Origin of the sequence: Alkalinema pantanalense CENA528, from assembly GCF_050753345.1 — a bacterium.
Taxonomy (GTDB): domain Bacteria; phylum Cyanobacteriota; class Cyanobacteriia; order Leptolyngbyales; family Leptolyngbyaceae; genus Alkalinema; species Alkalinema pantanalense.
Window position 1 is genome coordinate 1 of sequence record NZ_JBLZFX010000144.1, and the last position, 10761, is coordinate 10761.

The window sequence follows — 10761 nt, forward strand, 5'->3', positions numbered from 1 at the left end:
CCATCGTTGTGTTTAACCCAAATACTTATGTTAAAGGAATCTCACTCTCAAAATCAGCGATGCGTGAAATTGAAACTCGTTTGCAGCGCAATCCAGATTTACCCAAATGGGACATCCTGATTCAACCTGCTGCTGGGTAGATTTGTTCCTGGAAATCTCCTTAACATAGCTTTAGCTGAAAACAACAAAAGTTAGAGGTTACCAGTTAGAAGTCACAAAGATGATTACCCAAAAGGAGGTTTATCTCGAGGTTGAACCGATCGCAACCGAGGATGGCACAAATTTAGCATACCGTTCTATGTAAAAGTCTACAGAATTGGCAATGGATTGAATGGTAGGACGAGCTTCTAATGTCCTCCACCAATTTTGTAATTGAGGGGTGTCTTGAGGAACGGCAAATTGACGTAAAGATTGGAGAGCAGGAAGGCGCTCAAACCAGGGATAAAACGCTAAATCAACTAAAGTTAGCTGATCTCCAAGCCAGTAAGTGCTATTACCTGACAGCTTTCCAAAAACTTCAGATTCAATGTAGAGCAATGCTTCAGTTAATGCTTGTCTGCCTTGCTCTTGTTCCTCTGTATTCTTGCCACGGAGTAACTTGCCAAAGGCGCTGGTGAAATGGTTATTGGCGTAATCGATCCAGAGACGAGCGATCGCCCGCTGGCCGGGATGCTTGGGCAGTAATGGTGGCTCTGGAAAAACTTCCTCTAAGTACTCGTTAATGATGGCAGATTCATAGATTTCTGCTTCCCCATGGCGAATGGCTGGAACCTTGCCATAGCGGGAAATTTGGGAAAACCAAGCTGGCTTATTTTGCAGATCGATCTCGGTTAACTCAAAGGGGATTTGCTTTTCCAAGAGTACTAATCGAGTTCGGTGGGCGTAGGGGCAAGCGGTGGCGCTATACAGATGGACTTGGCTCATAGTGTAATTTGACTCAAAATAACGTGAATGGGTGGTCATCGCTCAACGGCTCAGTTAAGAAGCAGCTTTAAGAAACAGCCTCGTGCAAACAGCCCAGCTCATAACCAAGTTATTTCTTCTCGGAGATAGCGAAGGGCACCAAAAACGGCATTCTCTTCATCTGCCTGCTGCGGTAAGTCTCCTTCATGCGTCGATCGCGGGTGAAAGTGCGGGTTAATATATTCCCAAACGATATCCCCCTCTGGTGTGATTTCGAATAAGCGACCGCAGTCTCCCTCTGTAATGAGTGTATTGCCATTGGGTAAGCGTTGAACCCCAGCAAAATTGGGACTAAAAAAGGAAGAGGGCCGTCGATCGTGATATTCCCAAATAATTGTTTGCGTTAGGCGATCGACTTCAATCACCCGGGAATAATGTTGGAAGGGAAACTGGTTTTGGATGCAATGATCAAGAATTAAGAAATGACCATTGGGTAGTTCTTGGGGCTGCTGTTGGTGGGTCAAAACTTCTTTCCCCAATTGCCAAACTATTTGACCTGTGGCGCGATCGAGCATCACCACTGTAGAAAGCTGACAAGAACTAATGAGGATATTGCCATCCGATAATTCCTGGACAGAATTACCAGCGATCAGGTTTAAGCAATCCTGGTGACTGTGAAGCCAATCCCTGCCCGAATCAAGGTGTTCATAGGCATACCAGCTCCAGACTAGATGCCCCTCTGGGGTCACTTCGTGTAGGGCATCCGCATAGATGTCTTCATCGGTGATGATGGTTTCCTGTCCCTGGATTGTCAGCTTGACTGCAGGTAATAATTTCTCAATGCAAAATATGAGAAAGTTCCCGTTGCGTAAACGACAGGCATCATAGTGATGATGGGGATGACGATATTCCCAAATAACATTCCCCCTACGATCGATTTCAGCAACGACCCCTTCAGGAAAGTTGTTTTTAACCCCTATACTCCCCTGAAAGTCGGAGGAATTGGGTATTGGCAGCTCATCTGCGGCAATATTTCTATCTGCCCTAACTGTCCCATTGTAGAAAAGGTTTCCGTTGGGGAGAAGATAGGCATAGGAAATTGGCTGATAGGGAAGCAACCAGTCCTGAATAATCCGCCCTTTGAGATCAATTAAGTAGACCTCCTGTGCCTGCCCAGCGGGGGTAAACAGGGTATAACCCGGACATAGGCGGTAGTGATCGAATGCCCGTAGGCCAGCACCACGACGACGAATCGTATTTTGGTCAACGGTGGAAAAGGATGGGGGAATTCTCGGTGGAACGGCTGATGGAAGGGTGAGTTGCAATCCAAGGGTCATAGGAAACGTCAGAAAATTAAGAGAGGATGTTAGCGGAGTTTAAAACCCAAAGCATTGAGTGTGTCTCGTAAATGAGCGCGATCGCGGAGGGCGTCGGCAGTAGCAATCCGATCGCTCGAATGTTCTGACCAGTCTCCTTGGGCTGTCATATTCTGTTCAGCGTAAAACTTCTGCATGATTTCATCGTAGGTTCTGATGGCAGATTCCTGGACGGCTAAACTATATTGCTCTCGGTGCAACACAACTGACTGAGGAAGGCGAGGTTTAACACCCGTTGGTTGGCTGGGATCGGGATAACCAATACATAGACCAAACACTGGAAAAACCTTTGGGGGGAGGCCAAGCTCGTCAGCAACTGCTTTAACACTATTGCGAAGGGCACCAATATAAACGGTTCCTAACCCGAGGGATTCTGCCGCAATAGCCGCATTTTGTGCAGCCAAGCTTGCATCGATCGCAGACATTAGAAACATCTCGAAGTAGTCTAATCCCTCATGGGGTAAGCCTCGCTGTTCAGCAATGGAATTTAGGCGAGCCAGATCCGCTAACCAGACTAAAAATAGGGGAACTTGGCGAATATGAGGCTGACCATTGGCGAGTTGGGCTAACCGAGCTTTGCGATCGGGATCTTCCACTGCAATGACGCTCCAAGTCTGGAGGTTAGAAGAGGTTGCGGCAGACTGTGCTGCTGCAATGAGAACCTCCAAGGTTCCCGCAGGTAACGGTTTACTGAGATAGGCCCTCACAGAATAGTGAGACAACAGAGTTGTCAGGCTCGTATTCCAAGCCTCATCAAACACAAAGTCTAGGGCATAACCATACCGCTGGTTCAGCAATGTTTCTTGGGGATAAGGCATCTCTGCAATTAAGGTCATAGGTGGCAATCGGCGTTAGAAAGAGGAGGAGCGCAAAACTTGCAAAAATGAAGCGTATAATTCTGATCCGTCTTCAGCAAAATGGGTACTGTAGCTAATTCCGCTATCACTGGGCCAACGCAGAACAAGATGTGTGTGTAGGTGGGATTCTAACCCCCTGCCCATTCAACTATTTGCCCGCTTACTTGCCCATCCACACACTTGCCCACAAGCTTTTTTAGTCAAACAGATTGAACAGTGTCAGTCTTGCACAGATGATCTGCAAGCTCAAGTATATCGAGTTACCAAATGATCTGCTGATCGTATAGTTAGAATATCTAACTATATGCTACAAATAGATTGGGAGCTCAATAGCAACTAGCTCGGGCACTGCTCCAATAGCTTCCAATAGCTTCCAATAGCTTCCAATAGCTTCCAATAGCTTGACAGTCATTTAATTTAGGTCAAGTTAATTAGCTTCAGCGGTTTGCTGATGATGACTGGTTGAAGGGGATTGGCTCAAAGCTTAAGCGCCTTCTATCTGACTTTCCGCCACAGCAAAGATGTATTGACTCAATTGACTCAATAGACAAGGACTCAATAGACAAGAGGGATGAACAACCGCAGAAAATCTCTTAAGCAAGATGCACTGGAGACGACAACTTTGGAGAGTACAACCTTGGATAACCACCTGTCAGGGGCGATTTTGACCACTCACAATCTAAGTCGCCAGTTTGGCTCCTTAACCGCTGTCAATAATTTAAATATCAAGATCGCTCCTGGCGAAGTGTTCGGTTTGTTGGGCCCCAATGGTGCAGGCAAAAGTACCGCCATTAAAATGCTCACGACGTTACTGCCACCTAGTAGAGGTCGCGCAACGATCGCCGGATTTGATGTGGTACACCAAGCGCCCGCCGTGCGTCGGTTAATTGGGTACGTTCCTCAAGCCCTTTCCGCCGATGGCACGTTAACAGGTTACGAAAACCTGCTGATTTTTGCCAAGTTGTACGATATTCCAAGCGCCCAGCAACGACACCGCATTGATGATGTTTTGGCCTTTATGGGTCTACAGGACGCAGCCCATCGCTTAGTTAGAACCTATTCTGGTGGAATGATTCGCCGTTTAGAAGTTGCGCAATCAATTTTGCATCGTCCTAAGTTGCTATTTCTGGATGAGCCTACCGTAGGACTAGATCCCTTAGCTCGTAGCTATGTTTGGGCCTTGGTTCGCCAACTATGTGCGGAGTATGGCACAACGATTTTTCTCACCACTCACTTCCTAGAGGAAGCCGACAATCTCTGCCAAAGGGTCGCTATTATGCATGGCGGGCAAGTCATTGTAACGGGTTCCCCCACGGATTTGAAAGCATCCCTCAATCAGCCGGATGCCACGTTGGATGATGTCTTTATTCACTACACCGGGGATCAAATCACTTCAGGAGTTAATTATCATGAAACTTCAAGAACTCGGCGAACCGCACAACGCTTGGGTTAATCCTTCCTGGGCCGATCCAGGAACTTGGGGACGGGCGATCGCTGAATTGGTTCGTAAAACCTTGGTGATTAACGAGCTGGAAATTCGTAAGCTTCGCCATGATCCCAGTGATCTGTTCCTACGGGCTGCCCAGCCTACCCTTTGGTTGCTAATCTTTGGGCAAGTGTTTACACGACTGCGCGGCATCCCCACGGGCAATTTACCCTATTTAGATTTCATGGCCGCTGGAATCCTAGCCCAGAGCGTCCTCTTTGTGGCAATTTTTAACGGCGGAATGACTATTATTTGGGAACGGGACTTGGGAATCGTTCACAAGTTTTTGGTCAGTCCCACGCCGAGAGCGGCCATGGTTTTGGGTAAGGCTTTGGCTTCGGGGATTCGCAGTCTATCCCAGGTGATTGTGATTTACGGCCTTTCCCTACTGTTGGGGGTGAAGCTGAATTTTCATCCCTTCGCGATCGCGGGCGTCATTTTGGTGGTTCTCCTAGGAGCCGCTTGTTTTTCCATCTTTTCGCTAATTGTTGCCTGTCTGGTTAAGTCACGGGAACGGTTTAACGGAATGGGGCAACTGATGACCATGCCGCTCTTTTTCGCGAGTAATGCCATTTATCCCATCAGCCTTATGCCCCCATGGTTGCAGTTCATCTCCCACCTCAATCCTCTGACCTATCAGGTAGATGCCCTACGGGGGGTCATGCTAGCAAACGGTCAGACCACCTATGGCTTTGGGTGGGACTGTGCAGTCTTGTTTTTTGCGGTGGCGGTGTTGACGGTTATCTGCTCGTGGCTGTATCCAAATGTAGGCAGATAGTCAACATAGGCAGATAGTCTGGGCTAGCCACTAGGATTCTAGCGGCTATTGAGGCCCTGATTACTGGAAGAACAGCTTTCCGAGGGAGAAAGCCGACACCCAAGAATGCCTACACAAAAGTATCCCTCTGCGACGACAATAGGGTAGGCTCCTAATTTAACGAATTGGTGGATCCAATTGGTGGATAGGTTGGGAGTTTCTCTACCTTCTTACGGGTTGTTAGACCCGTTATTAGCCCATGGGATTGCGAAAAACAGCTCAGAAAACTGGATCTAATAACTGTGCTGCCAAGGTCATGGAAACCGTTCCAATGGTGATGCGCTTTATCCGCGCGGATATGCGTGCACGAGGTTCCTATGAAGAACTATCGGTACCGCAGTTTCGTACCCTCGCGTTTCTCGATCGCAATCCAGGGGCTTCTCTTTCAGAATTAGCGGAACATTTGGGAGTAACGCGAGCCACAGCCTCGGCCAATACTGAGAGGCTGGTACAACGGCAATTCATCGATCGTTGTGATCATCCTGAAGAACGTCGTCGGGTGGTTTTAAAGTTAACAGCTGCTGGCCGGGAACATCTCCAAGCGAATCGTGAACAGACTCGCAAATATATTGCGAACCTATTGAGTTCCTTAACCGAGGAACAAATTTTAGCAATTGATGAGGGGTTGACTCTCCTGCGAGATGTTTTTGAACAACAGCCAGGGACAAAGTAAGATTTTAGGGATAAACTCCTGCCAACAGGTAATTTGACAGGTGATCTAACTCTCCTGAATTGTGACAAATAGTCATTTTATCGATAGTTTTTTCACAGCCTTGACGTACTACGAAAATCGTCAAGGTAATTGTCGTTTATCTATGTTGTTTATCTATTCGTGATGAAACTAAACCAGGAAATCTACTAAGGCGAATCTAAACCGAATAATGACGGATTGTTTACGCTAAATAATCGTGAGCTAAATATGCTGTGAGCTAAATATACATAGCGAAATAACTCTCATAGATCTCCGCATTGGTTGATAGCGTCAGTTCTACTTGTTCATGATCGGAGTCGATCGCAAGATCAGTCGTATCGATGTGGTTGGAAAGAAAATCACCACAAGACTCATTGGCTGGAATCGCTTCATTCATTTTTTTAGGATAACTGAGTCCTAAATGGCTCATGATTGTAATGAATTGTTCACGGCTACGATCGGCAAATCTGGGATTGAATCGCTTTTCTTCTCCGATCGTCGAAACTGAACGTCCTTTATAATCATGACCGGGATAGACTAGGGTTTGCTCCGGCAGCGTGAATAGTCTTTGCGTGACTGCATCATAGAGTGTTCCGGCATCCCCTCCTTGCAGGTCAGTTCGCCCACATCCTCGAATTAATAAAGCATCTCCCGTTAACAAATGGTTATTGTTGACTAAGTAGGCCAGATGGCTATGGGTATGACCAGGTGTAGCGATCGCTTCTACTGGGATTGATCCCACCAGCAAAACCTCACGATCGGCCAAAGTATGATCTGCTGATTGAGCAGTAGCATTTTGCGGTACCATCACGCGACATCCGGTTTGCTGTCGGAGCCTTCCGGCCCCAGTGATATGATCAGCGTGAATATGTGTTTCCAAGCAGTAGCGAAGACTTAACCCTAGATCATGGAGTGTTTCTAAATCTCGCTCAACCTGTTCTAAAACCGGATCGACCAAAATTGCATCCTTAGTTTGCTCGTCGGCAATCAGATAAGTGTAGGTGCTCGTTTCTGGATCAAAGAACTGGCGAAATAGTAATGTCGATGGGAGCTTTGCTGAAGTTGTCGCTGCTGCTTGATCGGAAATCACTGCAACGGTTGGCTTTGCTATGGGCGCGTACACATCGTACACATAAGGTGTAACGGGAAGCACACGTACAGGGAGAGATTGTAAAACGGTTGCGGCTAATGCCTGAGCCTGCTCTCGCAATTCTGGAACCGCGATCGTTTCCCATAAATTTCCTTTGCGCGGCGTTCCTAACGTATACAAGGTGCGCGAGGATTGCCCCTGAGAATTCAGTATCGCGCCGTCATCCGCTGTTTCTAAGCCTAAACCCATGGGATTGGGGGCAATGAGTCCCTGCTGACGCAAACTGGTAATCAGGGGCTGCAACGATCGTTGGTAATCAGTTTGAATCCCGGTACAATTCACGATACGCTTAACGGACAAAATCCAATTCTTCGTTTGGGAACGTGGTCGTATTGTAACTGCAATGCCATCCTGATTGCCTTGATAGCCCTGAATCCGACCTGCTGCGATGGTCAATTGCCCAGAATCCAGCATGGCTTGCACCCGCTGACCGATTTCTGGAGCAATGCGGTGGCGATGTACATCCCAATAGGGAACGACATGGCGCAAAAAGCGTTGCTGTTCTGTCGGCGGCAATTGTTGCCAAAGTTGTTGTGTGACCGGACGCAGAGAATCAATGACCGATCGCCAATCGTAATCCTGCGTTTTGGCTGACTTAATTTCCAGACGAACCTGTTGCCATAGACCGCGAATGCTTTTTGCAGCATTATCTTGGGTGATGACAGTTGGATAGGGTTTGGTCGATTGATGGGCGAGCGGCAATAGCCCTCGGCGCGAGACTGCATAAATTTTGCCACGATGTTGGCGTTCGTGGAGTGACACCACCATATCCACCATTGTTAACCCAGTCCCAATTAGCAATATTGGGGCATCCGGGTTGAGTTCTGCTAAGGCATCAGTTGACCAGGCATGGCGTAGGTCGATCGAATCTGTGCTTCCCAAAGATGGCAATGATGGTGCAGGAGTGGCCGCATTGCCCAAGGCCAAGACGACCCTATCAGCATTAAAACTATCGCCATAACGGAGAGAGACGATCGCGCCTGGGAGGGTAGGTTCTATGGCGATGACTTCATCAATCACGCGCTTCAGACGGACTTGGCTAGCAGCAGTGGCCTCAGCTTCTTCCAAAATAGATTGAATATATAAGCCGTAGATTGGGCGGGGAATGAAGCTGCTGGCGTTTAGGTCATCGGGTAAAAATGCGGCTAATTCATTGCGATTATAGTAAAGCCAGCGGAGCAAATGCCCAGGGTCATCGGGAAAGGCACTCATTTTCCCAGCAGATACATTCAGTAGGTGCCGATTCGTATCAGTACTATAGGCCACCCCTTTCCCGACCTCGTGACTGCGCTCAATGAGCTTGATCAGTAAGGGTCGATTTGCAGTTTTCAGGAGATGGGCTGCGACGAGAGAACCACTAAAGCCTGCTCCAACGATCGCGATCGTGGTTGGAGAATCAGAAGTTAGCATTTTGGAAACCTTATCATCAAGTCATATTAGAAGTAGCGTGAATAGATTTTAAAAGTGAACACCCTCTTAGTACTGGAATAATTCAGATTAGCATTGATTCAAGCATACTGATCTCTTACGTTAATTTTCAGAAAATTATTTCAATTTTGTATCCCAGACAACTATAAATCTGTATATAAATAACTTTCTTTTAGCTGAATTATGTGAGAAGCTTGAAAAAATTTGTGTGATTTATTCAATTAATTACATGCAATTAATCGCATGCAATTAATCAAAAGGATGAACCTATGGGGTAAGCCCCGATTGGTATTGCGCCTCAAGAGACAGGGAATAAACCCAAAGAGATTCAAGAAAATCCTCGCAATTGCTAAACCTTGTATGGTGAATCAAAAAAGTCGTAGAGTTTTTTTGGGTATTTTGCTCGGTATCGCTACTATCTTGGTATCTAGCTGTACCAAAAAGTTGGATACCACCAAGCTAGAAGGAGAAATTCAACAGCAGGTGACGCAACAAGGAGGCAGTTCACTCAAGACGGTCACCTGCCCTAAAAACATTGAATTGTTAGCAGAAAAAGGATTTGAATGTGTTGGAAAACTTGAATCGGGAGAATTATTTGCAATCCCTGTAAAACAAACTGACGGCCAAGGTACCACCACCTGGGAAGTCTCCAACACGCAGGGGCTATTAAACCTAGCTCAATTAGAATCACTATTTCAAGAAACCATTCAGAGAGAAGGACAATCTTTCAAGATTGATTGTGGTAAGGGGTACCGATCTGTCAAACCTGGGGATCGGTTTGAATGTAAGGTAGCTAAAGGTATACAGGCGACGGCCCCAGCAGAACAGCCAGAGAGATCTGATGCCGCAAAGATTGCGCAAGCGACCACTGAGAATCAGCCTAAAAATCCAGGTAATCAAAAAATTGGAAAAACTCAGGTACCAGAAACGATCGTAGTCACGATCGATCCACAAAACAATGTAAACTGGCAGCAGGTTCTCCCCGCCTCAACGGTACAAGTTGCGAGTGCAAAGTTATCAGGGGCTCCAGGGGCTGAGGCAAAATCAGCTAATGCCGCTGGAACAGTCATGACGACGAAAGATTCATCCGAAAAATCAGGCGAATCCCCCACAGCTTCAACGATCGCACCAGAGGATAAAGCAAAACTGTCTGCCGAGATGATTAAGGATCTCGATCGTCTGGGTGGTGGTGATGCCGAGTAGGTAGCAGAGTTTGTTAAGCAGGTGCTACGGCTCTACGGCCCGATCGGGTGAACCAGAAAAGACAAATAAATGCTCATTAGCTGGTAACGGTGCCGTTTCTCCCTGATAGCGGTGCAGCCCCACGGCCTGATCACCTGTCTCAGTGAAGCGAAAATCTACTTCTTCAAAATTGGCCGCTTGTAAGTTTCGTCGGACAACCTCGGCATAGTCACCATCTCGGTTCCCCCGCGTCCAGGGGACAAAAGCACCAGGCTTAGCCAAAAATTTTAGGTTGCCAATTAACCGTTGAAGAGCTGCTTCATCCGCCAAATTACCAAAAATACCACAGAAAATCACGATATCCGCTGGTACGGCCCCGGCATAGTTATCCGATAGCGTCGCATCTCCGTTGATAAATTCAATTTGCTCGGTTAATCTAGCCGCGACCAAGCTAGCTTTACCCTGTTCCACGAGTTGGGGGTTGAGTTCGACCAAGCGGGCACGGACATCCTTTTTGCGGGGATGATTGCTCAAGGTACCGATCAAATCCCGGCCATCTCCGGCACAGGCACTCACCACCTGAATCGTTCCCGCAGGTTGCGCATCGATCGCCCTTGTTAAATATTCCTGGACAATCTCCAGCCGCTGCTGGAGCCTAGTTTCCGATTGATACAGATTGTGCCATTCAAACCAATTTTTGGGCATGGAAGTTCATCCTTTTTGCTCAGTGAGCAAACTAAATTAAAAAAGATCGGTAACTACTCAGGCTTAAAAAAATAAAGAGTTTTACCAAGAATCGTGAAAAAGCAGGTAATTTAGCATCATATTAGGGATTAGAGATTGAATCAGTGAGAGAACCAGGGCTTCAACC

The 10761-nt window shown here is 47.1% G+C and carries 9 protein-coding genes; 4 read left to right on the top strand and 5 right to left on the bottom strand.

The annotated features are described in order from the left end of the window. Nucleotides 1-240 precede the first annotated feature (240 nt). The 3 genes from ACN4EG_RS25955 to ACN4EG_RS25965 form a co-directional block, all read right to left on the bottom strand. Nucleotides 241-924, bottom strand: a complete 684-nt coding sequence (locus ACN4EG_RS25955; protein ID WP_431633184.1) for a glutathione S-transferase family protein — start codon at nucleotides 922-924, stop codon at nucleotides 241-243. Between the two features lie 98 nt (nucleotides 925-1022). Continuing rightward, nucleotides 1023-2240 (bottom strand): aryl-sulfate sulfotransferase, encoded by a 1218-nt coding sequence (locus tag ACN4EG_RS25960; protein WP_431633185.1) that lies wholly within the window; start codon nucleotides 2238-2240, stop codon nucleotides 1023-1025. A gap of 29 nt (nucleotides 2241-2269) precedes the next feature. After that, on the bottom strand, nucleotides 2270-3115 hold the full coding sequence (locus tag ACN4EG_RS25965; RefSeq protein ID WP_431633186.1) for an NADPH-dependent oxidoreductase: 846 nt from the start codon (nucleotides 3113-3115) through the stop codon (nucleotides 2270-2272). A 658-nt stretch (nucleotides 3116-3773) separates the two neighbouring features. Here ACN4EG_RS25965 and ACN4EG_RS25970 point away from each other — a divergent pair. The 3 genes from ACN4EG_RS25970 (at nucleotide 3774) to ACN4EG_RS25980 (ending at nucleotide 6112) form a co-directional block, all read left to right on the top strand. Beyond that, nucleotides 3774-4589: an ABC transporter ATP-binding protein gene (locus tag ACN4EG_RS25970; protein WP_431633187.1), complete on the top strand. Its 816-nt coding sequence runs from the start codon at nucleotides 3774-3776 to the stop codon at nucleotides 4587-4589. Next, nucleotides 4546-5400: an ABC transporter permease gene (locus tag ACN4EG_RS25975; RefSeq protein ID WP_431633188.1), complete on the top strand. Its 855-nt coding sequence runs from the start codon at nucleotides 4546-4548 to the stop codon at nucleotides 5398-5400. Before ACN4EG_RS25970 ends, ACN4EG_RS25975 begins: the two co-directional genes overlap by 44 nt. Nucleotides 5401-5638: 238 nt before the next feature. Next, entirely contained in the window at nucleotides 5639-6112 is a 474-nt protein-coding gene (locus ACN4EG_RS25980; RefSeq protein WP_431633189.1) for a MarR family winged helix-turn-helix transcriptional regulator, read from the top strand. A gap of 256 nt (nucleotides 6113-6368) precedes the next feature. Here the strand turns inward: ACN4EG_RS25980 and ACN4EG_RS25985 are convergent, their stop codons facing one another. Then, nucleotides 6369-8690: an FAD/NAD(P)-binding protein gene (locus ACN4EG_RS25985; RefSeq protein WP_431633190.1), complete on the bottom strand. Its 2322-nt coding sequence runs from the start codon at nucleotides 8688-8690 to the stop codon at nucleotides 6369-6371. 378 nt (nucleotides 8691-9068) lie between these two features. Here ACN4EG_RS25985 and ACN4EG_RS25990 point away from each other — a divergent pair, with 378 nt between their 5' ends. Further along, a complete protein-coding gene (locus ACN4EG_RS25990; RefSeq protein WP_431633191.1) occupies nucleotides 9069-9911 on the top strand; it encodes a DUF4333 domain-containing protein in 843 nt (280 codons plus the stop codon). 24 nt (nucleotides 9912-9935) lie between these two features. Here ACN4EG_RS25990 and ACN4EG_RS25995 read toward each other — a convergent pair whose 3' ends face one another. Then, nucleotides 9936-10595, bottom strand: a complete 660-nt coding sequence (locus tag ACN4EG_RS25995; protein WP_431633192.1) for a class I SAM-dependent methyltransferase family protein — start codon at nucleotides 10593-10595, stop codon at nucleotides 9936-9938. Nucleotides 10596-10761 lie beyond the last annotated feature (166 nt).